23 protein-coding genes are annotated in these 22,032 nt (G+C 58.5%); 13 read left to right on the plus strand and 10 right to left on the minus strand.

Annotated elements, in window-relative coordinates; translation table 11 throughout:
* Positions 1-164: 164 nt before the first annotated feature.
* Positions 165-560: a peptide-methionine (R)-S-oxide reductase MsrB gene (gene msrB / locus C7534_RS22780; RefSeq protein ID WP_077432199.1), complete on the minus strand. Its 396-nt coding sequence runs from the start codon at positions 558-560 to the stop codon at positions 165-167.
* Positions 561-786: 226 nt separating this feature from the next.
* Between msrB and C7534_RS22785 the strand changes: the two genes are divergently transcribed.
* Both C7534_RS22785 and htpX read left to right on the plus strand, forming a co-directional pair.
* A complete protein-coding gene (locus C7534_RS22785) occupies positions 787-1,998 on the plus strand; it encodes a pyridoxal phosphate-dependent aminotransferase (protein ID WP_109787122.1) in 1,212 nt (403 codons plus the stop codon).
* Between the two features lie 317 nt (positions 1,999-2,315).
* The gene (gene htpX, locus C7534_RS22790; RefSeq protein WP_027925729.1) at positions 2,316-3,206 is read left to right on the plus strand and encodes a protease HtpX; all 891 of its coding nucleotides are present in this window, start codon (positions 2,316-2,318) and stop codon (positions 3,204-3,206) included.
* 48 nt (positions 3,207-3,254) lie between these two features.
* Here the strand turns inward: htpX and C7534_RS22795 are convergent, their stop codons facing one another.
* Entirely contained in the window at positions 3,255-3,920 is a 666-nt protein-coding gene (locus tag C7534_RS22795; RefSeq protein ID WP_109787123.1) for a thiopurine S-methyltransferase, read from the minus strand.
* A gap of 102 nt (positions 3,921-4,022) precedes the next feature.
* Between C7534_RS22795 and C7534_RS22800 the strand changes: the two genes are divergently transcribed.
* The gene (locus tag C7534_RS22800; protein WP_046032407.1) at positions 4,023-4,790 is read left to right on the plus strand and encodes a DODA-type extradiol aromatic ring-opening family dioxygenase; all 768 of its coding nucleotides are present in this window, start codon (positions 4,023-4,025) and stop codon (positions 4,788-4,790) included.
* A 71-nt stretch (positions 4,791-4,861) separates the two neighbouring features.
* On the opposite strand, the gene C7534_RS22805 is transcribed toward C7534_RS22800, so the two are convergent.
* Positions 4,862-6,535 (minus strand): DEAD/DEAH box helicase, encoded by a 1,674-nt coding sequence (locus C7534_RS22805; protein WP_046032408.1) that lies wholly within the window; start codon positions 6,533-6,535, stop codon positions 4,862-4,864.
* 421 nt (positions 6,536-6,956) lie between these two features.
* On the opposite strand from C7534_RS22805, the gene C7534_RS22815 reads away from it, so the two are divergent.
* Positions 6,957-7,748: a crotonase/enoyl-CoA hydratase family protein gene (locus C7534_RS22815; protein ID WP_046032409.1), complete on the plus strand. Its 792-nt coding sequence runs from the start codon at positions 6,957-6,959 to the stop codon at positions 7,746-7,748.
* A gap of 111 nt (positions 7,749-7,859) precedes the next feature.
* Here C7534_RS22815 and C7534_RS22820 read toward each other — a convergent pair whose 3' ends face one another.
* Positions 7,860-8,615, minus strand: coding sequence for a spermidine synthase (locus C7534_RS22820; protein ID WP_046032410.1), 756 nt, complete (start codon positions 8,613-8,615; stop codon positions 7,860-7,862).
* A gap of 162 nt (positions 8,616-8,777) precedes the next feature.
* Between C7534_RS22820 and C7534_RS22825 the strand changes: the two genes are divergently transcribed.
* The gene (locus C7534_RS22825) at positions 8,778-10,124 is read left to right on the plus strand and encodes a class II 3-deoxy-7-phosphoheptulonate synthase (protein ID WP_109787124.1); all 1,347 of its coding nucleotides are present in this window, start codon (positions 8,778-8,780) and stop codon (positions 10,122-10,124) included.
* Between the two features lie 94 nt (positions 10,125-10,218).
* Here the strand turns inward: C7534_RS22825 and C7534_RS22830 are convergent, their stop codons facing one another.
* Together C7534_RS22830 and C7534_RS22835 are read right to left on the minus strand one after the other, a co-directional pair.
* Positions 10,219-11,448 carry a winged helix-turn-helix domain-containing protein gene (locus tag C7534_RS22830; protein WP_109787125.1) on the minus strand — a complete coding sequence of 410 codons (1,230 nt, stop codon included), beginning with the start codon at positions 11,446-11,448 and terminating at the stop codon, positions 10,219-10,221.
* A gap of 64 nt (positions 11,449-11,512) precedes the next feature.
* A complete protein-coding gene (locus C7534_RS22835; protein ID WP_046032413.1) occupies positions 11,513-11,728 on the minus strand; it encodes a DUF1127 domain-containing protein in 216 nt (71 codons plus the stop codon).
* Positions 11,729-11,824: 96 nt separating this feature from the next.
* Here C7534_RS22835 and C7534_RS22840 point away from each other — a divergent pair, with 96 nt between their 5' ends.
* The gene (locus C7534_RS22840; RefSeq protein WP_046032414.1) at positions 11,825-12,679 is read left to right on the plus strand and encodes a LysR substrate-binding domain-containing protein; all 855 of its coding nucleotides are present in this window, start codon (positions 11,825-11,827) and stop codon (positions 12,677-12,679) included.
* On the opposite strand, the gene C7534_RS22845 is transcribed toward C7534_RS22840, so the two are convergent.
* Positions 12,669-13,418: a sulfite exporter TauE/SafE family protein gene (locus C7534_RS22845; RefSeq protein ID WP_109787126.1), complete on the minus strand. Its 750-nt coding sequence runs from the start codon at positions 13,416-13,418 to the stop codon at positions 12,669-12,671. The two genes, C7534_RS22840 and C7534_RS22845, sit on opposite strands and share 11 nt — an antisense overlap.
* A 109-nt stretch (positions 13,419-13,527) precedes the next feature.
* Here C7534_RS22845 and C7534_RS22850 point away from each other — a divergent pair, with 109 nt between their 5' ends.
* From C7534_RS22850 to C7534_RS22870, 5 genes are all read left to right on the plus strand, one after another.
* Entirely contained in the window at positions 13,528-14,484 is a 957-nt protein-coding gene (locus tag C7534_RS22850) for a LysR family transcriptional regulator (protein WP_109787127.1), read from the plus strand.
* A 70-nt stretch (positions 14,485-14,554) separates the two neighbouring features.
* A complete protein-coding gene (locus C7534_RS22855) occupies positions 14,555-15,016 on the plus strand; it encodes a MarR family winged helix-turn-helix transcriptional regulator (RefSeq protein WP_046032417.1) in 462 nt (153 codons plus the stop codon).
* 308 nt (positions 15,017-15,324) lie between these two features.
* Complete coding sequence (locus C7534_RS22860; protein ID WP_046031124.1) at positions 15,325-16,287, plus strand: IS110 family transposase; 963 nt, start codon at positions 15,325-15,327, stop codon at positions 16,285-16,287.
* Between the two features lie 251 nt (positions 16,288-16,538).
* The gene (locus C7534_RS22865; protein ID WP_046031808.1) at positions 16,539-16,958 is read left to right on the plus strand and encodes an organic hydroperoxide resistance protein; all 420 of its coding nucleotides are present in this window, start codon (positions 16,539-16,541) and stop codon (positions 16,956-16,958) included.
* Positions 16,959-16,991: 33 nt separating this feature from the next.
* On the plus strand, positions 16,992-18,005 hold the full coding sequence (locus C7534_RS22870; protein ID WP_109787128.1) for an alpha/beta hydrolase: 1,014 nt from the start codon (positions 16,992-16,994) through the stop codon (positions 18,003-18,005).
* A 165-nt stretch (positions 18,006-18,170) separates the two neighbouring features.
* On the opposite strand, the gene C7534_RS22875 is transcribed toward C7534_RS22870, so the two are convergent.
* Positions 18,171-18,740, minus strand: coding sequence for an elongation factor P (locus C7534_RS22875; RefSeq protein WP_046031806.1), 570 nt, complete (start codon positions 18,738-18,740; stop codon positions 18,171-18,173).
* A 48-nt stretch (positions 18,741-18,788) separates the two neighbouring features.
* On the minus strand, positions 18,789-19,931 hold the full coding sequence (gene earP, locus C7534_RS22880) for an elongation factor P maturation arginine rhamnosyltransferase EarP (protein ID WP_109787129.1): 1,143 nt from the start codon (positions 19,929-19,931) through the stop codon (positions 18,789-18,791).
* Positions 19,932-20,055: 124 nt separating this feature from the next.
* On the opposite strand from earP, the gene C7534_RS22885 reads away from it, so the two are divergent.
* On the plus strand, positions 20,056-20,463 hold the full coding sequence (locus C7534_RS22885) for a hypothetical protein (protein WP_077431598.1): 408 nt from the start codon (positions 20,056-20,058) through the stop codon (positions 20,461-20,463).
* Between the two features lie 2 nt (positions 20,464-20,465).
* Positions 20,466-20,948 carry a GreA/GreB family elongation factor gene (locus tag C7534_RS22890; RefSeq protein ID WP_109787130.1) on the plus strand — a complete coding sequence of 161 codons (483 nt, stop codon included), beginning with the start codon at positions 20,466-20,468 and terminating at the stop codon, positions 20,946-20,948.
* Here C7534_RS22890 and cysB read toward each other — a convergent pair.
* Positions 20,945-21,919 (minus strand): HTH-type transcriptional regulator CysB, encoded by a 975-nt coding sequence (cysB, locus tag C7534_RS22895; RefSeq protein WP_046031804.1) that lies wholly within the window; start codon positions 21,917-21,919, stop codon positions 20,945-20,947. The genes C7534_RS22890 and cysB overlap by 4 nt on opposite strands.
* Positions 21,920-22,032 lie beyond the last annotated feature (113 nt).

Below are 22,032 nucleotides of genomic sequence, written 5' to 3' on the forward strand. Positions count from 1 at the left end.
CTGACTCTGTATGGGATAGATTGAGACAAACATAGCGAGCAATTGAATTGTGTGCAATTTAATAAATCAATGGGAGCACGAAAACCCTGTAGGAGCACGGCTTGCCGGCGATGGCGTCCTTGAGATTGCCATCGCCGGCAAGCCGTGCTCCTACAGGGCTCACATTATTCGCGCGGCACCAGGTCCAGGCACACCGAGTTGATGCAATAACGCAGGCCGGTCGGCGGCGGGCCATCCGGGAATACGTGCCCCAAGTGCGCATCGCATTTGGCGCAGACCACCTCGGTGCGGATCATGCCGTGGCTGACATCGCGGATTTCGGTCATCGCGCTGTCGCCAATCGGCGCGTAGAAGCTCGGCCAGCCGCAGCCAGAGTCAAACTTGGTCCTGGAGTCGAACAGCGGCTCGTTACAGCAGATGCAGTGGTAGACACCGTCAGTTTTGGTTGCGTTGTATTTGCCCGAGAACGGTCGCTCGGTGCCTTTGAGACGGCACACGTTGTACTGCTCTGGATCGAGCATTGCTCTCCATTCTTCCAGGGTTTTTTCCAACTTTTCCATCATCACACCTCAGCAGCTGAAAAAGCCCGATCTGTACCTTTTCCACGGATCGGGCGGCACGTATGATTGCGCCTCGTCAAACGCCAGTCTGGCAGCCAGACCACGCGCATTCAAACGGATTTATGAGTGCCGCCACTGAAGGCGTCAGGCCTGTGTGAATACGCAGGATTCCCAGCACGGTTGTTCATACGCCGCCTGGATCGTTCATTTTCGGGAACACATCGCCATGCAGGTCAGCAAATCGAACAAGCTCGCCAACGTCTGCTACGACATTCGCGGCCCAGTGCTCAAGCACGCCAAACGCCTGGAGGAGGAAGGTCATCGCATCCTCAAGCTGAACATCGGCAACCCGGCACCGTTTGGTTTCGAAGCGCCGGATGAAATCCTTCAGGACGTAATCCGCAATCTGCCGACGGCCCAGGGCTACAGCGACTCCAAGGGCCTGTTCAGTGCGCGCAAGGCCGTGATGCAGTACTACCAGCAAAAGCAGGTGGAAGGCGTCGGCATCGAAGACATCTACCTGGGCAACGGCGTTTCCGAACTGATCGTGATGTCGATGCAGGCCCTGCTCAACAATGGCGACGAAGTACTGGTGCCGGCCCCGGACTATCCGCTGTGGACGGCCGCGGTCAGCCTGTCGGGTGGCAACCCGGTGCATTACCTGTGCGACGAGCAAGCCAACTGGTGGCCGGACCTGGCCGACATCAAGGCCAAGATCACGCCGAACACCAAGGCCCTGGTGATCATCAACCCGAACAACCCGACCGGCGCCGTCTATTCCAAGGAAGTCCTGCTGGGCATGCTGGAACTGGCCCGCCAGCACAACCTGGTGGTGTTCTCCGACGAAATCTACGACAAGATCCTGTACGACGATGCCGTGCACATTTGCACCGCCTCCCTGGCTCCGGACCTGCTGTGCCTGACGTTCAATGGTCTGTCCAAGTCCTATCGCGTGGCGGGCTTCCGTTCCGGCTGGATCGCCATCTCCGGCCCGAAACACCACGCCCAAAGCTACATCGAAGGCATCGACATGCTGGCGAACATGCGCCTGTGTGCCAACGTGCCGAGCCAGCACGCGATCCAGACCGCATTGGGCGGCTACCAGAGCATCAATGATCTGGTACTGCCACAGGGCCGCTTGCTGGAACAGCGAAATCGCACCTGGGAACTGCTCAACGACATTCCGGGCGTGAGCTGCGTCAAGCCGATGGGCGCGCTGTATGCGTTCCCGCGGATCGACCCGAAAGTCTGCCCGATCCACAACGATGAGAAGTTCGTCCTCGACCTGCTGCTCTCCGAGAAGCTGTTGATTGTTCAGGGCACGGCCTTCAATTGGCCTTGGCCGGACCACTTCCGTGTGGTGACCCTGCCGCGAGTGGATGAGCTGGAGATGGCCATCGGACGTATCGGCGGCTTCCTCAAGACCTATCGCCAGTAAGCGGCGGGTCTACGTGCGACTTTGGGTTAAAGTCGCACGTTGATTGATTCAGCAACATATCTGCTGTCCCGGCCGGCTTTCACCACTCGAACCGACGGCTGATGACACACCTCCCGCTCTCGCCTAACAATGGCGGGGGTAGCGACTGCATTAGGCCTACAAAAATCTCCTGCAAAAAAGTCGGAAAAGCCCTGCAACTGACTAAAGTGTTGATGTAGGACACAGTTTGAAATAGTCACCCGGTTGAATAGCCCGGTGCATCACCTTATATACCCCGCAGTACGCTACATCTTTAGCACGAGGAGACTTCTACAACCATGATGCGCATCCTGCTGTTTTTGGCCACTAACCTGGCGGTCGTGCTGATTGCCAGCATCACCCTGAGCCTTTTTGGCTTCAACGGGTTCATGGCGGCCAACGGGGTTGATCTGAACCTCAATCAGCTGCTGATTTTCTGTGCGGTCTTTGGTTTTGCCGGTTCGCTGTTCTCGCTGTTCATCTCCAAGTGGATGGCGAAGATGAGCACCAGCACCCAGATCATCACCCAGCCGCGCACCCGTCACGAGCAATGGCTGCTGCAAACCGTCGAGCAATTGTCCCGGGAAGCCGGGATCAAGATGCCTGAAGTCGGGATTTTCCCGGCCTATGAGGCGAACGCTTTCGCCACGGGCTGGAACAAGAACGACGCACTGGTCGCGGTCAGCCAGGGGTTACTGGAGCGTTTCTCGCCCGATGAAGTGAAAGCCGTTCTGGCCCACGAAATTGGCCACGTGGCCAACGGCGACATGGTCACCCTGGCGTTGATTCAGGGCGTGGTGAACACCTTCGTAATGTTCTTCGCACGGATCATCGGCAACTTTGTCGACAAGGTGATCTTCAAGAACGAAGAAGGCCAAGGCATTGCCTACTACGTGGCAACCATCTTCGCCGAACTGGTCCTGGGCATTCTGGCCAGCTCCATCGTCATGTGGTTCTCGCGCAAGCGTGAATTCCGTGCAGACGAAGCCGGTGCACGCCTGGCCGGTACTGCCGCGATGATCGGCGCCCTGCAACGCCTGCGCGCCGAACAGGGTCTGCCGGTGCACATGCCGGACACCCTGAACGCCTTCGGCATCAACGGTGGCATCAAACAAGGGTTCGCCCGGATGTTCATGAGCCACCCACCGCTGGAAGAACGTATCAACGCCCTGCATCGTCTTCAGCGCTGATCGTTCAGCAATAAAACAAGGCCCGTAGAAATGCGGGCCTTTTTTTGTCTATTTTATTCCTCGACTGGACACTCGATACACCCGCTCTTCAAGTCGAGTGACGCCTGCGTCGAGAAACTTCCCGCTCTCACTCAACACGTCCTGATCTTCCAGAATCTTCAGTTTCCACGATCCGCCCAATAAGCGCTGCACTTCGTCATCCAGCACAGCAAACGGGGGGCCGTCCATTTGCGCCTGGTCGTAATCCAGGGTGATCAACAACCCCTGAGACTCCTTCGGCAAAATCCGGTTCAGGTGAGCGGCATACTGCTCGCGCATTGCCGGCGGCAGTGCAATCAACGCGGCACGATCATACAACGCGCTGCAGTCAGCAACGTCGCCGGCGGTCAATGCGAAGAAATCACCGCACCAGACCTCGATCGAACCAGCCCGATAGACAGTGAAGGGGCCTTGATCGCTGACGTCCGGATCTAATTGATGCTCGCGAAAAAAGTCTTCCACCGCCTTTTCGGACAACTCAATGCCCAACACCTCGTGACCGCATCCTCCCAGCCACAACAGATCCAGACTTTTCCCACACAGTGGCACCAATACGCGCACGCCCTCTTCCAGGCCCAATTGCGGCCAGTGCCGCTGCAGATAAGGATTCACTTCCGGCAGATGAAAGCCGATCTGATTCGTCGTCCACCGCTTGTGCCAAAACTCCGGCTGCATAATTAATCCCAAAAATTCGATCAAAAGACGCTAAAACTTATATTAGATTTAGATCAATGATCTGACTGAAGATGGAGCCATCTTACTCTCAGGAGCTGATTCATGTTCCCCAGCCTGTACATTTCCCACGGCTCCCCCATGCTGGCCCTGAAACCCGGCGCCAGCGGGCCAGCCCTTGCGCGCCTGGCCGCAGAATTGCCGAAACCCAAGGCTATCGTTATTGTTTCCGCGCACTGGGAAAGCCACGAACTGCTGGTGAGCGGCCATCCACAACCGGAAACCTGGCACGACTTCGGTGGCTTCCCACAAGCGCTGTTCGACGTTCAATACCCGGCCCCCGGAAATCCTCAATTGGCAGCGGACGTCGTCGAATTGCTGAAGGCCGCCGACCTGCCGGCGCGCATCGATACCAAGCGCCCCTTCGACCACGGAGCGTGGGTGCCTTTGACCTTGATGTACCCGCAAGCCGATATCCCGGTGGTGCAAGTCTCATTGCCCACCCGTGGCGGCCCTGCCCTGCAAACCCGTGTTGGCCACGCGCTGGCCAGCCTGCGTGAACACGGCGTGCTGCTGATCGGCTCCGGAAGCATCACCCATAACCTGCGCGAACTGGATTGGCAGGCCGGCCCGGAAAGCGTCGAGCCCTGGGCCAAGGCATTTCGCGACTGGATCGTAGAGAAACTGGCCGCCAACGACGAAACGGCCCTGCACGATTATCGCCAGCAAGCGCCAAACGCAGTGCGCAACCACCCTAGCGACGAGCATTTACTGCCACTGTATTTCGCCCGCAGTGCCGGGGGCGAGTTCAGCGTTGCTCACCAGGGTTTCACCATGGGGGCGCTGGGCATGGACATTTATCGCTTCGGCTGATCACGCAGGCAAAAAAAATCCCCGAACCAGTCGGGGATTTTTTATGTGCGATCAATCAGCTCAAGAGCGGATTAATCTTCGCGATAGCGACGCAGCTTCAACTGCTTACCGGCAACGCGAGTGTCCTTCAGTTTGGTCAGGAGCTTCTCCAGACCATCTTCCGGCAACTCGACGAGGCTGAAGCTGTCGCGCACCTGGATGCGACCGATCGCTTCACGAGCCAGGCCACCTTCGTTCAGGATGGCGCCCAGCAGGTTCTTGGCAGCGATACCGTCACGCGCACCCAGCGCGGTACGGCAACGAGCACGACCTTCAGCCAATGGAACCGGAGCACGACGCTCACGATCACCACGGTCCGGACGATCACCAGTACGCTCTGGACGATCACCGCGCGGAGCGTTGTTCGGCACCAATGGACGTTCTTTCTCGATCGCGGCCAGGGTCAGCGCCTGAGCGTTGGTTGCCTTGCGCAGCAGAGCAGCGGCCAGTGCACGCGGAGTGCAACCGATGTCGGCAGTCAGGCGATCCAGCAGATCACCGTGAGTCGATTCGGCATCGCCAACCAGCGGCGACAGGCTGTTGGTCAGTTTCTTGATGCGGGCATCGAGAACGGCCTGAGCGTCCGGCAGGCGAACTTCAGCAACCTTTTGACCCGTTACACGCTCGATCACTTGCAGCATGCGGCGCTCACGTGGAGTCACCAGCAGCAGTGCACGACCTTCGCGACCGGCACGACCGGTACGGCCGATACGGTGAACGTAGGATTCCGGATCGTACGGCATGTCAACGTTGAACACGTGAGTGATGCGCGGAACGTCCAGGCCACGAGCAGCAACGTCGGTCGCCACAACGATGTCCAGACGGCCATCCTTGAGGGAGTCGATCACGCGCTCACGCTGGTTCTGGGCAATGTCACCGTTCAGCGCAGCGGCTTTGTAGCCTTTGGCTTCCAGGGCGCTGGCCAGGTCCAGGGTCGCTTGCTTGGTGCGCACGAACATGATCAGGGCGTCGAAATCTTCCACTTCCAGCAGGCTCAATACAGCCGAGGTCTTCTGGTCAGCGTGAACCAACAGGTGAGCCTGTTCGATCGCGGTAACGGTCTGAGTCTTGGTCTGGATCTTCACGTGTTGCGGATCGCGCAGATGGCGTTCGGCAATGGCACGGATCGACTGCGGCAGGGTGGCCGAGAACAATACGGTCTGACGGGTTGCAGGCAAGGCCTTGAAGATAACTTCGAGGTCGTCCATGAAACCCAGTTTGAGCATTTCGTCAGCTTCGTCGAGGACCAGGTGATTCACGGTCGACAGGACTTTTTCGTCACGACGCAGGTGGTCGCACAGACGGCCCGGAGTGGCGACAACGATCTGTGCGCCATTACGGATTGCTTTCAGTTGTGGACCCATAGGGGCGCCGCCGTAAACGGCCACAACGGTAACGCCCGGCATTTGCTTGGCATAGGTTTCGAAAGCGGTTGCTACTTGCAGCGCCAACTCACGGGTTGGCGCCAGGATCAGGGCTTGCGGCTCGCGCTTGGCAGGATCGATGCAATGCAGGATAGGCAAAGCGAACGCGGCGGTTTTACCCGTACCGGTTTGCGCCTGACCAATCATGTCCTGGCCGGCCATGATGATCGGGATCGATTGCTGCTGAATAGCCGAAGGCTCTTCGTAGCCAGTCGCAATGACGGCTGCAAGAATATTCGGATTAAGATTAAAAGCGGCGAAGCCGCCGGTTTCCTGGGTCATGGGTCTGCCTCTAAGTGCATCCGCAAAGACCCATGCTCCAAAGCTGCGCATGCCGTGTAAGACTCAAGAGTCGCCCTGGCTGCTTTGTCGGCGGGGATTTGCGAAAACGAATGAATGAAAAAGATTCGTCAAGGAAGAGTCCGCTGTGCGGACGTGCAGCCGAAGCTGACTTCGGGGAATTGCGCTACCTAAACGCGGCCCGGTTAAAGGCCGGCGCGCACTATACCGGAATTCGCCCAAAAAGGGAGCATTATTTGTCGGAAAACTGACGGATACACCGTTGTGTCACAGGCTTTGCGGATAATCGTGCAGCAGTCTATTTTTCAAAGGCCCGGCCCTGCTGGCGATGGCGCTAAAACGGTTCACTGTTATCACGCAGACCTGAGGTCTGACACACCCTTCCCTCCCGAGGAAATGCAGCATGAATCAGCCCTGCTCCAGTCGTGTAACCCGTGAACGACGTGACCATGTGCTGCTGATCGGCCTGGATCGGGTCGCCAAACGCAACGCCTTTGATCTCGACCTGCTCAACGAGCTGAGCCTGGCCTATGGCGAGTTCGAAGCGGACAACGAGGCGCGGGTGGCCGTGGTGTTTGGCCATGGGGAACACTTCACCGCCGGGCTCGATCTGGTCAACGCCAGCGCGGCATTGGCCGAAGGCTGGCAAGCACCGGCAGGAGGCTGCGATCCGTGGGGTGTTTTTGCTGGCCCCCGCGTCAGCAAACCGGTGATAGTGGCCGCTCAGGGTTATTGCCTGACCATCGGCATCGAGTTGATGCTGGCCGCCGACATCAACCTGTGCGCCAGCAACACCCGCTTCGCCCAAATGGAAGTCCAGCGCGGAATCTTCCCGTTCGGCGGCGCCACTTTGCGCATGCATCAATTGGCTGGCTGGGGCAATGCCATGCGCTGGTTGCTGACCGGGGATGAGTTCGATGCGCATGACGCCTTGCGTCTGGGGCTGGTGCAGGAAGTCATGGCCAGCGAGGACTTACTGCCAAGGGCGATTGAATTGGCCGAGCGGATTGCCCGACAGGCACCGCTCGGGGTACAGGCGACGCTGATGTCTGCCCGGCAGGCGCGCTATGAAGGAGAAACCGCTGCGGCACAGGGCTTGCCGGCGATGGTGAAGAAGTTGTTGAACAGTGAGGATGCCAAGGAAGGTGTGCGGTCGATGATTGAGAAGCGACCCGGGATCTTCAAAGGCGTCTGAGATTTGTGTTGATGCGGATAATGCCATCACGGGCAAGCCATGCTCCTACAGGTTGCGCGTCCCCCTGTGGGAGCAAGGCTTGCCCGCGATGAGGCCATTGCAGACAACACATTATGTCGCCGGACGAATCGCCTTGATCAACGACTGCAACGAATAACCCAATTGCGGCGCCAATCCTTCCGCCCGGGCCATCAAGCCGTCCATGTCCAGCACCTGATCCAGCTCCGAAGGCACGATCAAAATCACATTGCCCTCCTTCACCGGCAGCTCCCAGTAGTGCCGGTGATAAAGCCCGCGCAGCAACGCCGCACCCAACGGTTTGCCGTCGTCGGTGGCCCACTGATTGATCACCAGCCAGCCACCCGGATTCAGGCGCTTCTGACAGTTCTCCAGGAAGCTCCAGGCCAGATGCCCGACACCAGGCCCGACATCGGTATAAAGGTCGACGAAAATCAAGTCCGCCGACTCAGCGGTATCGAGCAGTTCCAGGGCATCGCCGACGCGGATATACAGGCGCGGATCATCATCCAGCCCAAGGTATTCGATTGCCAGGCGCGGGACGTCGGGGCGCAATTCGATCGCCTCGACATCTTCCAGCGGCAGGAACTTGAGGCAGGCCTGAGTCAACGTGCCCGCACCAAGGCCCAGAAACAGCGCGCTTTCCGGTTGTTCGTGGCACAACGCGCCAATCAGCATCGCCCGGGTGTAGTCGTACTCGAGCCAGCTCGGATCAGCGGTAAACACGCAGCTCTGTTCAATGGCGTCACCGAACTCGAGAAAGCGGTAATCGGCCACTTCCAGCACGCGTATCACGCCGAACTCATCCTGTACCTCGGCGAGCAAATGCTCGACGCGCTCCTCAGTCATTTCGTCTCCTGAATCGTTACCGGGCCTGCATGCAATAAACAGCAGCGCACTTAAACCGCGAGGCGCGCGGCAAAGGCGCGATTGTCCGCGAAGCGACGGGAACAGGTCACGCACTAATTGCTGATAACATGACCGTCCGAGCGTAAAACACTAGAGAACGTGATGAGCCAACCCTGGAGCCCTGACAGCTGGCGCGCCTTGCCGATCCAGCAACAACCCCTCTACCCTGACGCTGCGCATTTGCAGCAGGTAGAGCAAACCCTGGCCAGCTATCCGCCACTGGTGTTTGCCGGTGAAGCCCGGGAGTTGCGCCGTCAGTTTGCCGAGGTCACCCAAGGCCGCGCGTTCCTGTTGCAAGGTGGCGATTGCGCCGAAAGTTTCGCCGAGTTCTCGGCCGCGAAAATTCGCGACACCTTTAAAGTCTTGCTGCAAATGGCGATCGTCATGACCTTTGCCGCCGGTTGCCCGGTGGTCAAAGTCGGGCGCATGGCCGGGCAATTTGCCAAACCGCGCTCCGCCAATGACGAAACCATCGACGGCGTGACGCTGCCTGCTTACCGTGGCGACATCGTCAACGGCATCGGTTTCGACGAGAAAAGCCGCGTGCCGGACCCGGAGCGCCTGCTCCAGTCCTACCACCAGTCCACCGCCACCCTGAACCTGTTGCGCGCTTTCGCTCAAGGCGGGTTTGCCGACCTGCATCAGGTGCACAAGTGGAACCTGGACTTCATCGCCAACTCGGCGCTGGCCGAGAAGTACAGCCACCTGGCCAATCGCATCGATGAAACCCTGGCGTTCATGCGCGCCTGCGGCATGGACACTTCACCGCAGCTGCGCGAAACCAGTTTCTTCACCGCCCACGAAGCGTTGCTGCTGAACTACGAAGAAGCCTTCGTGCGTCGCGACAGCCTGACCAACGATTACTACGATTGCTCGGCGCACATGCTGTGGATCGGCGATCGCACCCGTCAGCTCGATGGTGCGCACGTTGAGTTCCTGCGCGGGGTGAATAACCCGATCGGGGTCAAGGTCGGCCCGAGCATGAACCCTGAAGACTTGGTTCGCCTGATCGATGTGCTGAACCCGGACAACGATCCGGGCCGCCTGAACCTGATTGCGCGGATGGGTGCCAACAAGGTCGGCGATCACCTGCCGCAGCTGATTCGCGCCGTGCAGCGCGAAGGCAAGCAGGTGCTGTGGAGCTCCGACCCGATGCACGGCAACACCATCAAGGCGAGCAGCGGCTACAAGACCCGCGACTTCGCGCAGATCCTGGGCGAGGTGAAGCAGTTCTTCCAGGTGCACGAAGCTGAAGGCAGTTATGCCGGTGGTATTCACATCGAGATGACCGGGCAGAACGTCACCGAATGCATTGGCGGCGCTCGGCCGATTACCGAGGACGGGCTGTCGGATCGGTATCACACCCATTGCGATCCGCGGATGAACGCTGATCAGTCGCTGGAATTGGCGTTTTTGATTGCCGAGACGCTGAAGCAGGTTCGGCGCTAAACCGCGTTGAGCCCATCGCGGGCAAGCCTTGCTCCTACAGGTTTTGAGTTGACCTCAACCTGTAGGAGCAAAGCTTGCTCGCGATTGCGCCATCTCAAACACCACTGAATTGAGCCAATGCCACTCTTAACCTGCTGGCACTCACCCGCTGACAATTCAACTGCACCTGCGCAAGCCCCAACCAATCCGCCATCTGCCGCAGATTGATAGCCAAAGCGTGCATCCCTTCGTCATCCAGCCCCGGCTCTTCTTCATGCACGGCGTGCACCGCCAGCCGCCCCAACGCCCGCTCAGCCCGCAGATCCACGCGTGCGGCAATCCGTTCGTTGTGCAAGAACGGCAGCACGTAATACCCGTAAACACGCTTGTCTTGCGGCGTGTAAATTTCCAGCCGATAACGAAAGTCGAACAGCCGCTCGGTGCGACTGCGTTCCCAGACCAGCGAGTCAAACGGTGAAAGCAACGCACTGGCCTCGACCTTGCGCGGTACTTTCGGCTCAGGCAGGCAATAAGCCGGTTGCCGCCAGCCTTGCACCTGGCAGGTCAGCAACGCCCCGGCCTCGACCAGTTCCGCCAGACGCGGACGGCTGTCGGTCGGGCTCAAACGAAAATAGTCGCGCAGGTCCTTTTCCGTTCCGACGCCCAATGCCGTTGCTGCGTGCAATAACAACCCACGCTGAGCCTCGGCTTCGCTGAGCAATGGCTGCTGCAGAATCGCCGAAGGAATCACTCGCTCGGGCAAATCATAAAGTCGTTCGAAACCACGGCGGCCGGCAACCGTCACTTCTCCGGCGGCAAACAACCATTCCAGGGCATGCTTTTCAGCGCTCCAGTCCCACCACGGCCCTGCCCGTTCCTGACGGGTCGACAAGCTTCCCGCACCCAACGCCCCCAGTTGTTCAACCGAGGCCAATACCCGGCGGATCGTGTCCTGCTGCTCGCGCCCGAAACTCGCCAGTTGCTGATAGATATCTTCACCACGCGTTGCGCGCTGCATGCGCCAACGCATCAGCGGATACAGTGATAACGGCAGCAACGAGGCTTCATGTCCCCAATATTCAAACAGCGTGCGACGTCGACCCTGACTCCAGGCGGCCTGGTCTAGCAAATCGGAGGAGTAGTTACCGAGGCGGGAAAACAAGGGAAGGTAGTGCGAACGCACCAACGCATTGACCGAATCGATCTGCAGGATGCCCAACCGCTCGATCAGTCGGTTGAGTTGCACCGGTTTGATCGTCGCTGGCGGCTGGCACCCGTTAAACCCTTGGGCAGCCAGTGCCAGACGTCGAGCCTGTTGGTTGGAAAAGGACAGCGTTGCGGGCATGAATACCTCCGTGTCTGCTCGCAACCTACCTCACCAGAGAGGGGTTTGTGTAGCAATGGCCTCATCATTTATGCATCGGATCATCCCAGAACGGCCTGACCGATTCATGTTCCACATCCGCACGACTCATACCGATGTCCTTCAGTGCTTCATCGCTCAAACTCGCCAGCAGCTCGCGTTCACGATGAAGTTCGTACCAGCGACTAAACTTGTGCAGCAGATCAGATACCACATGGGTTGAGAATTTTTGTTCCGTTACAACCTCGTTATGACCTTTCATCTCGTTGTCCTCCGTTGGGGATGGCCCAAGTCTCGCGCCAGCGTTAAGATCAATCCAACGAATGTTTCTGATGGTAACCATCTCGGAGATTGATGGATGTCGGCGTACCCCAGTATCGATACCGATGTGCTGCGCACCTTTGTCGCGATCGCCGACCAGGGCGGATTTACCCGCGCCGGTGAAATGGTCAATCGCACGCAGTCGGCGGTGAGCATGCAAATGAAGCGTCTGGAAGAGGACGTCTTGCAGCGCCAGTTGTTCGAACGCGATGGGCGTCAGGTCAAGCTGACCGCCGAAGGACAGGTTTTGCTGGGGTATGCGCGGCGCATCCTCAAACTTCACAGCGAAGTCTTCAATACGCTGCGCGAACCGCACATGATTGGCACCGTGCGCATTGGTACGCCGGACGATTACGTGATGCGCTTTCTGCCGGGCATTTTGTCGCGCTTCGCCAAGAGCTATCCGCTGATCCAGATCGAGGTTCACTGCGAATCATCAAAACAATTGCTGCAACGTCAGGATCTGGACCTGTCCATCGTGACCCGCGAGCCCGGCACCGAAATTGGCCAGTTGCTGCGCAAGGAGCGCTTCGTCTGGGCCGAGGCGCAATGTTTCAACGCCCATGAGCAGACGCCCCTGCCCCTGGCGATGTTCAACAGTGATTGTTTCTGCCGCTTGTGGGCGTGTAATGCGCTGGATGCCATGGGCCGCGAATACCGCATTGCCTACAACAGTTCGAGCCTGTCAGCGTTGATGGCCGTGGTCAGTGCCGGCCTGGCCGTGACCGCGCAACTTGAAAGCCTGATCACGCCGGACATGCGCATTCTCGGTGCCGCCGAAGACCTGCCGCTGTTGCCGGAAGCCTGCATCATGCTCGTGCGCAACCTGCACAACCCGTCACCGATCACCGAGTGTCTGGCCGAACACATCGTCGATGGCTTCAAACTTTAAACGCGAGCATCACCGCACAGCCCACCAGAAAACCGCAGAATAACCCGCGCAGCAGTCGCTCCGGCAGGGCGTGGGCGATTTTCACGCCCCAACTGATGCTCATCAAACCGCCGACGGCCAAGGGCACACCGATCAGCCAGTCCACCTGATGGTGCGCCGCGTAGGTCACCAGGGTGACGCCGGTACTGGGTAAGGCCAGCGCCAGCGACAAGCCTTGTGCCACCACCTGGCTGGTGCCAAACACACTGGTCAGCACCGGCGTCGCCACCACCGCCCCACCCACTCCAAACAAGCCGCCCATGGTCCCGGAGGCTGCGCCAAGCACGCCCAGCCATGGCCATGCGAAATGCATTTGCGCCGAGGCCGGCGTGCTGGCAGCGAACATTCGCACCAGGTTGTAGGCCGACAAGACCACCAGGAACGCGACAAAACCGATCCGCATGGTGTGCGCATCGATGCCGACCGCCCAGATCGAACCGATCCAGGCAAAACAGAACCCCATCGACGCCAAAGGCAAGGCGTGACGCAATTCGATGCGATTGCGTTGGTGATAGCGCCACAGCGCCAGCATCACATTGGGCACCACCATCACCAGCGCCGTGCCTTGGGCGATCTGTTGATCGAGACCGAACAGCACACCCAACAATGGAATGGCGATCAAGCCGCCACCAATGCCGAACAACCCGCCGAGGGTGCCCAACGCCGCGCCAAACACCAGATACATCACGAACTCGATCACAAGCGATTTCCCTTTTGTCAGGGTGTTCATCCTACGCAGTCGGCGATAGCGCGGAAACGCACAGCAACGCACAATGGCTGTGCCAACTTCGCACAAGCGCGGACACCCCATGAACCCCAATCAATTGACCGAACAGCTCGGGCTTTTTCTGGATGTGCTGGAATCCGGGAGTTTTTCTGCTGCCTCGCGCCGACATCCGCTGACCCCTTCGGCCGTGGCGCGGCGCATCGACAGCCTGGAAAAGGCCGTCGGTAGCCAGCTGTTCATTCGCAGTACACATGCCGTCATGGCGACCCCGGCAGGCCTGGCCTTTGCCGAGCGCGCGCGGCGAATTGTCGCCGAGCTTCGGCTGGCCCGGGCCGAAGCGGTGTCCCTGAGCAGTGCGCCGGAAGGCTTGATCAGAGTGGATGCGCCCGCGGCGTTCGGACGCCGGCATTTGGCACCGGTAATTGCCGACTTCCTGATGCTTTACCCCGGCCTCGATGTGCAACTGCACCTGATCGACAGCTTTGTCGACATGCAAGGCTTGAACCTGGGCAAGGTCGATCTGGTGCTGCGCGCCGGGCAAATGGCCGACACCCGCCTGGTCGCCACACCGCTGGCAAGCATGGTGCGTATTGCCTGCGCCAGCCCGGACTATTTACAACGCCGCGGAGTGCCGACCGAGCCTGCGCAGTTAGTCGATCACGACGGCCTCGATTGGGACGGCTTGGCCCCGCCCTTCGCCTGGCGCTTCGAACGCGATGGGCAGATGCATCTGCACCGCCCGGCGCGGATCCGCATGAGCGCCAACAATGCCGAGGCGCTGGTCTGCGGCGCATTGGCCGGACTGGGTATTGCCCACCTGCCGACCTGGCTGGCAAGCGAATACTTGCTGCGGGGTGAACTGCTGCCGCTGTTCTGCGAAAAGGGCCTGCCCAAACCTGAGTCCGCCGGCATCTATGCGCTGCGGCTGGCGCAACAGCCCAACTCACGCAGCCGTTTGCTGCTGGAATACTTGAAGACGCGCTTCAGCCCGATTCCACCGTGGGACCTGGCGCTGCAAAGCACGCTGGACCGCCACTAGTCGAAAATTATCTGGCGCATTAAAGATTCGCCCGCTAGATTCATGAAGATTACCGATCAAGGCTTTTGAGATGACCACCGAACGCGACACCCTGGATAACTGCGACCACCTGCTGCTGGATAATCAGGCGTGTTTCGCCCTGCACTCGACTTCGTTGCTGATGACCAAGGTCTACAAGCCGCTGTTGCAAGCGCTGGGCCTGACCTATCCGCAATACCTGGCGATGATGGTGTTGTGGGAACGCGATGGTCTGACCGTAGGTGAAATCAGCACGCGCCTGCTGACCGATCCCGGCTCCCTGACGCCACTGCTCAAACGCCTGGAAGTCGAAGGTTTACTCAGCCGCACCCGCAGTCGCGAAGACGAACGGGTGGTGATCGTCGAACTCACCGAACAGGGCCGCGCCTTGCGGGAAAAAGCGCGCAGCATTCCTCAGTGCATCCTCGGCGCCAGCGGGATGACGCTGGAGCGACTGCAAAAGCTGCAGGCGGAACTGCAAGTGCTGCGCAGCAATCTGCAAGACAGCCTCTGATATTCAAATCAACCTGGATCCCCTGTGGGAGCGAGCTTGCTCGCGATAGCGGTCTGACATTCGGCATTGATGTTGACTGATACACCGCTATCGCGAACAAGCTCGCTTGTATGTTTAGACTTGAAGGGGTGGGCGGGACTAAAAGCTCGATTCCGACTCTAGCCAGTACGGACCGTGGGAGACTTCTCGTCCCGCCCCTTCTACCCGAAGCGCCGATAAGGAATTCATCGGTAAAACCGACGATAGAGGCAAGCCAGCGCAAGGGTAAACCCCGACAAGCCCTTAAACCCTAGCTCCGAGGATTCGTCATGACAATCCTTACCTCGCCAACGGTAATCGGTATCGATGTAGCCAAGGCCGAAATCGTCGCTTACCGCGAAGACATGCAAACCACTCAACACATCAACAACGACCGAGAGACTCTTGGGCGTTGGCTCAAAGCTCTGCCTGCGCAAAGCTCAATTGCTTTGGAAGCCACCAGCATTTACCACTTGGACACGGTCGAACTGGCCCATGAAATGGGACACCGGGTTTACGTTGTGGATGCTTATCGTCTGAGCCACTACCGCGAAAGCATTGGCCAACGGGCGAAAACCGACCCTTGTGATGCGCGCCTGCTCGCGCGTTACCTGTCTAGCGAGCAGGATCGACTGCGCCTCTGGAGTCCACCTCCGCAGGCCTACAAGGTGTTGAAAAGTCTGCTTCATAGACGCGCAGAGCTTATCAATGTGCGTGTGGGCATGACGCTGAGTTGGTCAGGTGAACCGCTTCTGAAGGATGAATTGGCCCGGCAATTGAAGTCCTTCAAACAAGCGGAGCAAGCCATCCAGAAATTACTGCACAAAGTCAGTAAAAAGGCAGGCATCACCGAAAACATCAAGCGCTGCAAAGCCATTGAGGGGATCGGTGAGCTTACGGCTATGGGCTTGGCGACCGCATTCATGCGCGGTCACTTCGCCAACGGCGATGCATTCATTGCTTTTTTGGGGATGGACTTGCGAGCAAAGGATTCAGGCAAGAAGAACAGCCCTCGCCACCTGTCCAAAAAAGGCGATACGGAGCTGCGGCGCCTGGCTCACAACGCGGCGATGGCGGCTTGTCGGTCTGCCACCTGGAAACCGTACTATGAGTCCTATCTCGTCAGAGGCTTGGCAAAAACCCAAGCCCTGGTGATCCTCGCCCGCAAGCTATGCCGGGTGGCATTCGCTCTCATGAAAAACCAGAGCGAATACCAGCCAAATTTAAGGCTGCAGGGTTCCCCTGCAACATAGAATCTCCCACATTGGTTTTGTGGCGACCCTTCCAGCCACGTTCGCCCCCCTCCCAGAAAAAATTTTCACCCCTGAAAATCCCGCCTCAACCGCTCTAGCTCGGCCCTTCACATCACCCGCCAAAATTTCGAATACAACTTTTTCAAAATTTTATCTTGCGCACTAAATACTTGCGCGGTACATTCATTTCGCACTTACTTAGCGCGCAAACATTTAGCGCAAAACGCCCAAACCAAAATGAGGCTCACACCATGCAAACTCTCTACACCGCAATCGCAACTTCCACCGGTGGCCGTGATGGTCGTGCTGTTTCCAGCGACAACATCCTCGACGTCAAACTTGCCACCCCGAAAGAACTCGGTGGTGCCGGCGGCGCAGCGACTAACCCTGAACAACTGTTCGCAGCCGGCTACTCCGCCTGCTTCATCGGCGCACTGAAGTTCGTCGCCAGCCAGACCAAACGCAGCATCCCGAACGACGCCTCGATCACTGCCCATGTCGGCATCGGCCAAATCCCTGGCGGTTTCGGCCTGGACATCGACCTGCACATCAGCCTGCCAGGCCTGGAACAAGCCGATGCGCAAGCCCTGGTCGACGCCGCCCACCAGGTCTGCCCGTACTCCAACGCCACCCGTGGCAACGTCGATGTGCGCCTGCACGTCACCGTCTAACCGTTGATCCCAAGGCCCGTACAGGAAACGAACATGAACACTTTCAGCAAAGTCTTGACCGGCACCCTTCTCGCCCTGTCCATCGGTAACGCGTTCGCGGGCGAGGGTGTTGAACACAACACCCAGGCATTCCTCGACGCTCTGAATGCCGGCACCGGCAAACCGATGGAACAGCTCACCCCCAAAGACGCGCGCGCCATACTGGTGGGTGCGCAATCCGGGGTAAAACTGACGCTGCCAAGAGCCGATGTCAGCGAGAAGACCATTCAAGTCGACGGCCAACCGCTGCGCCTGACCATCGTCCGGCCGGCCGGAGTCAAGGGCGAGTTGCCAGTGTTCATGTTCTTCCACGGCGGTGGCTGGGTATTGGGGGACTTCCCGACTCACGAACGACTGGTCCGTGATCTGGTAGTCGGCTCAGGGGCTGCGGCGGTGTTCGTCAATTACACCCCGTCCCCGGAAGCGCACTACCCGGTGGCGATCAATCAGGCTTATGCGGCGACCCAATGGGTGGCCGAGCACGGTAAAGAGATCAACGTCGACGGCAAACGCCTGGCCGTGGCCGGCAACAGTGTCGGTGGCAACATGGCGGCAGTCGTTGCGCTGATGGCCAAAGACAAGGGCTCGCCGGCTATCAAATACCAGGTGTTGTTGTGGCCGGTGACGGATGCGAGCTTCGAGACGGCGTCTTACAACCAGTTCGCCGAGGGGCACTTCCTCACCAAAAACATGATGAAGTGGTTCTGGGACAACTACACCACCGACGCCAAGCAGCGTAATGAGATTTACGCCTCGCCGTTGCGGGCTACCACCGCACAACTGAAGGGCTTGCCACCTGCGCTGGTGCAGACAGCGGGCGCCGACGTTCTGCGCGATGAAGGTGAAGCTTACGCCCGTAAACTCGATGAGGCCGGGGTGCCGGTCACGTCGGTTCGCTACAACGGCATGATCCACGACTACGGTTTGCTTAACGTGGTGAGTCAGGTGCCAGCGGTGCGCTCCGCGATGCTGCAGGCGTCGCAAGAACTCAAGCAACATTTGAAATGAAGTAAAGCATCGCAGCCTCGCTTCGCTCGACAGCTCCTACATGGGTTTTGCATTTACTTGTAGGAGCTGTCGAGTGAAACGAGGCTGCGAATCTTATGATCTTCACCTTTCAGGCATAAAAAAACCCGGCTCAATGGCCGGGCTTTTTCATTCCTGAAGCAGTGCTTATTTAGCACGGCCTTTGTAGGAACCGCCTTCGCGGGTATCGATCTCGATCATGTCGCCGATTTCGATGAAGTCAGCAACCGACAGTTCGGTACCGTTCTTCAGTTTGGCAGGCTTCATCACCTTGCCGGACGTGTCACCGCGAGCGGAACCTTCGGTGTAGTCAACCTGACGCACGATAGTGGTCGGCAGTTCTACGGAAACCAGACGCTCTTCGAAGAAGATCGCTTCGCAAACATCGGTCATGCCTTCTTCAACGAAAGGCAGAACGGCTTCGATGTCTTCAGCGTTCAGCTCGTACATGGTGTAGTCAGTGGTGTCCATGAACGTGTAGGCGTCGCCGCTGATGAAGGACAGGGTCGCTTCTTTACGGTCGAGGATTACGTCGTCCAGTTTGTCGTCGGCGCTGTAAACGATTTCAGTCTTGTAACCGGTCAGCAGGTTTTTCAGCTTGGTCTTCATGATCGCGCTGTTACGACCCGACTTGGTGAATTCAGCTTTCTGAACCAGCCAAGGATCGTTTTCGAGACGGATCACCATCCCGGGTTTCAGTTCTTTACCAGTTTTCATTACGAATATCCGAATTTGGATGGGATTTACAAAAATCTAGGCCGCGTATCATATCCAATTTACATAAAACTGTACCAGCGCTGCGGCAAGATCAGCCTGCAAGGCTTGTTCCAGACACCACGCCTCGGCGTGTTTTTGCAGCTCTGGCCAGTGTTTGCGGGCCATGCGCCAGTGGCCGGACATATCATGCCCCGCATTCCACGCGCGCCAAAGACCGCTGATCGCCTCGCTGGCAGGGGCGGACAGGCCTTTTGTGTACACCTCGAGAAAGGCTTCAAGCTTGTCCAGGTGGATGTCTTCCTCCTGCTGATAGATGTGCCAGAGCATTGGCCGGCCCGCCCACTGAGCGCGGACGAATGAATCTTCACCACGCACAGCGTTGAAATCGCAGCACCAGAGCAAATGATCGTATTGATCCTGTCGGACGAACGGCAGCACCTGAACGGTCAATCCGTCGCGGACATGCAGAGCGCCTGCTGCCAACCCTTCAATACCGAGCCAGCGTTCGACATCGCCGAGAATGCGCCCTTCGGGCACCAGCAAATGCGTAGGTAACGGATCAGCCGCCATCACGTCCAGCCAACTCGACAGCCCGGTATTTTCATAGGCAAACAGCGAAATCAGTTGGGCATTCGGGGCCGGATCTATCCCCAGGCCTTGAAGGAATTCTCGTTGCGCCTCGCGACTTTGCTGAAACTGCCGTCGACGCTCAAGCAATCCTTTTTCACGCAACAAACCACCGGTGCCCTTGTGGAATCCCGGGAAGAAGAAGTACTTCTGCACCGTTTTGTATTTCACCGACGGTAAACCGTGGCAACCGCTCACCCAATCCTCGGCGCTCAGATAGTCGAGATTCATCCACAGCGGCGGTTTTTCCCGTGCGGCCATGGCGTCCATGTAGGCACTTGGCAACTGGCAGGCGAACGCGGCGATGACCACATCCGCCGCCTCGGTGGCCAACCACGCTGCCGGCCATTGGCGCACGTCGACACCGGCCTGCGATTGCTGCGCCGCATGGATATCGATCTGGGGGCACAGGCGTTCGAAGGCGCGCAGGTCATCGACCCACAAACGCACGTCGACCGGGTACTCGGCCACCAGTTGTCGTGCCAGGCGCCAGGTCACGCCGATGTCGCCAAAGTTGTCGACCACGGTGCAAAAAATATCCCAGCGGGTTTTCAGTTCAGGCATTGCGGATTCCCGTTGGCAAAGGCACCAATTGTCCGCATAAATTACCTCGCGCAGAAGAGCCGACGGCGATTAATCTTCGTGCGACAATCGCCACTATCCCGCGACCATCCGCCAGGAGGCAGCCATGCCCTTTCGTCCCACTCCGCGCCGCACGTTGCAGATCCAGCCTAATGCCTTGCAACTGATCGGCAGCATTGCCCTCGGATTGTGGCTGGGATTTCTCGCCATCGCGCTGACCTGCTGGCTCGTCTCTCGCCTGTTTTTCAGCGAGCAACTGGCGCCAGTGGCCGCCGCCGTGGAGCAATTGGCCAAACCGCCCGTGGTGCAACCGGTACCGGACATTCCGCCGCAGAGCCCGCTGTTCGAACAATATGAAGAGAACCTGCGCAAGAACGAGCAGCAGGTACGCATGGATCAGGCCCGCAGCAGCAGCCGCAATCTGTCCAATCCAAAATGCCAGTTCTGGCTGCAACAGGACCATACCGCGCCGAGCGAAAAAAGCCGCGCCAATGTCCTGCAGTTTTGCGATTGACCATGAACAAACAGACCGTCCACCAATTGATTCTCGACAAGCTGCGGGTTGATCTCGACATCGCCGAACGTGCCGCGCAAACCGCGTACGAAACCGCGACCCACGAAGAGAACATCGCCGAAAACAAGTACGACACCCTGGGCCTGGAAGCCTCCTATCTGGCGGCCGGACAGGCCAGACGGGTGGAAGAAATCAGGCAGTCACTGACGCTGTGCCAGAACCTGACATTGCGCCCCTATGACGATCAGCGCGGCATCGAGGTCGGCGCATTGCTTGGCCTGGAAGACGAAAAAGGTCGCGAGCAATGGCTATTTCTGGCCCCCGATGCCGCTGGTCTGAAGGTCGATCTGGTGGGGCAATGGATTACCGTCATCACCCCCCGTTCGCCGCTGGGCAAAAGCCTGCTGGGCAAATACGAAGGGGATGACGTGGAGATTCTGGTGGCGGGTGCCCGGCAACAGTTTTCTGTTACAGAGGTGGTCTAGTGAACCGGTAGTTCGACGCCGTCGAACAGCTCTTCCAGTTCTTGCTTGTTGTGGCACGCAATGGCTTTAGCCATGACTTCGCGAGTCAGGTGCGGGGCAAATTTCTCGATGAAGTCGCACATGAAGCCACGCAGGAAAGTGCCGCGACGGAAGCCGATCTTGGTGATGCTGGATTCGAACAGCTCACTGGCATCGAGCACCACCAGATCGCTGTCGAGTTTGGCATCGACCGCCATTTTCGCCACGATACCCACGCCCAGGCCCAGGCGCACATACGTCTTGATGACGTCAGCGTCGGCGGCGGTGAATACCACTTTGGGTGTCAGGCCGCGATGGCTGAACGCTTCGTCGAGTTTCGAGCGGCCGGTAAAACCGAACACGTAAGTCACGATCGGGTATTCGGCGAGCGCTTCGAGGGTCAGCTTCGACAGCTTGGTCAACGGGTGGCCTTGGGGCACTACGACGCAGCGGTTCCAGCGATAGCACGGCATCATCACCAGGTCGCCGAACAACTCCAGTGCTTCGGTGGCGATGGCGAAATCCACAGTGCCGTCAGCGGCCATTTCAGCGATCTGCATCGGCGAACCCTGGTGCATGTGCAGGGCAACGTCCGGATACTGCTTGATGAAACTGCTGATCACCGGCGGCAACGCATAACGCGCCTGGGTATGCGTGGTGGCGATCGACAGGGTGCCCTTCTTCTCGTTGGAGAATTCCTGGGCGATCTGCTTGATGCTTTCAACCTTGCGCAAAATCTCGCCAGCGGTCGTGATGATGCGTTCGCCGGCCGGGGTGACACGGGTCAGGTGCTTGCCGCTGCGAGCGAAAACCTCAACCCCCAATTCGTCTTCCAGCAGACGGATCTGCTTGCTGATACCCGGTTGCGAGGTGTAAAGGCTTTGGGCGGTAGCGGAAACGTTGAGGTCGTGGTGCGCCACTTCCCAGATGTAGCGCAATTGTTGAAGCTTCATATGAATCCCTCAAAGCAGGTAGACGCCACGGGCATCAGCGACGGTATATAACTATATTAATGGCGTGAAGAATAAATCTAGAACTTTTTTGTCAAATTGCCACTATTCGTGTT

The sequence above is a fragment of the Pseudomonas sp. OV226 genome (assembly GCF_003148705.1).
Taxonomy (GTDB): domain Bacteria; phylum Pseudomonadota; class Gammaproteobacteria; order Pseudomonadales; family Pseudomonadaceae; genus Aquipseudomonas.

Excerpts from the sequence above, each read along its gene's own strand:
- msrB (WP_077432199.1), bottom strand. The coding sequence starts at position 560 with ATGGAAAAGTTGGAAAAAACCCTGGAAGAATGGAGAGCAATGCTCGAT.
- C7534_RS22785 (WP_109787122.1), top strand. The coding sequence starts at position 787 with ATGCAGGTCAGCAAATCGAACAAGCTCGCCAACGTCTGCTACGACATT.
- htpX (WP_027925729.1), top strand. The coding sequence starts at position 2,316 with ATGATGCGCATCCTGCTGTTTTTGGCCACTAACCTGGCGGTCGTGCTG.
- C7534_RS22795 (WP_109787123.1), bottom strand. The coding sequence starts at position 3,920 with ATGCAGCCGGAGTTTTGGCACAAGCGGTGGACGACGAATCAGATCGGC.
- C7534_RS22800 (WP_046032407.1), top strand. The coding sequence starts at position 4,023 with ATGTTCCCCAGCCTGTACATTTCCCACGGCTCCCCCATGCTGGCCCTG.
- C7534_RS22805 (WP_046032408.1), bottom strand. The coding sequence starts at position 6,535 with ATGACCCAGGAAACCGGCGGCTTCGCCGCTTTTAATCTTAATCCGAAT.
- C7534_RS22815 (WP_046032409.1), top strand. The coding sequence starts at position 6,957 with ATGAATCAGCCCTGCTCCAGTCGTGTAACCCGTGAACGACGTGACCAT.
- C7534_RS22820 (WP_046032410.1), bottom strand. The coding sequence starts at position 8,615 with ATGACTGAGGAGCGCGTCGAGCATTTGCTCGCCGAGGTACAGGATGAG.
- C7534_RS22825 (WP_109787124.1), top strand. The coding sequence starts at position 8,778 with ATGAGCCAACCCTGGAGCCCTGACAGCTGGCGCGCCTTGCCGATCCAG.
- C7534_RS22830 (WP_109787125.1), bottom strand. The coding sequence starts at position 11,448 with ATGCCCGCAACGCTGTCCTTTTCCAACCAACAGGCTCGACGTCTGGCA.
- C7534_RS22835 (WP_046032413.1), bottom strand. The coding sequence starts at position 11,728 with ATGAAAGGTCATAACGAGGTTGTAACGGAACAAAAATTCTCAACCCAT.
- C7534_RS22840 (WP_046032414.1), top strand. The coding sequence starts at position 11,825 with ATGTCGGCGTACCCCAGTATCGATACCGATGTGCTGCGCACCTTTGTC.
- C7534_RS22850 (WP_109787127.1), top strand. The coding sequence starts at position 13,528 with ATGAACCCCAATCAATTGACCGAACAGCTCGGGCTTTTTCTGGATGTG.
- C7534_RS22855 (WP_046032417.1), top strand. The coding sequence starts at position 14,555 with ATGACCACCGAACGCGACACCCTGGATAACTGCGACCACCTGCTGCTG.
- C7534_RS22860 (WP_046031124.1), top strand. The coding sequence starts at position 15,325 with ATGACAATCCTTACCTCGCCAACGGTAATCGGTATCGATGTAGCCAAG.
- C7534_RS22865 (WP_046031808.1), top strand. The coding sequence starts at position 16,539 with ATGCAAACTCTCTACACCGCAATCGCAACTTCCACCGGTGGCCGTGAT.
- C7534_RS22870 (WP_109787128.1), top strand. The coding sequence starts at position 16,992 with ATGAACACTTTCAGCAAAGTCTTGACCGGCACCCTTCTCGCCCTGTCC.
- C7534_RS22875 (WP_046031806.1), bottom strand. The coding sequence starts at position 18,740 with ATGAAAACTGGTAAAGAACTGAAACCCGGGATGGTGATCCGTCTCGAA.
- earP (WP_109787129.1), bottom strand. The coding sequence starts at position 19,931 with ATGCCTGAACTGAAAACCCGCTGGGATATTTTTTGCACCGTGGTCGAC.
- C7534_RS22885 (WP_077431598.1), top strand. The coding sequence starts at position 20,056 with ATGCCCTTTCGTCCCACTCCGCGCCGCACGTTGCAGATCCAGCCTAAT.
- C7534_RS22890 (WP_109787130.1), top strand. The coding sequence starts at position 20,466 with ATGAACAAACAGACCGTCCACCAATTGATTCTCGACAAGCTGCGGGTT.
- cysB (WP_046031804.1), bottom strand. The coding sequence starts at position 21,919 with ATGAAGCTTCAACAATTGCGCTACATCTGGGAAGTGGCGCACCACGAC.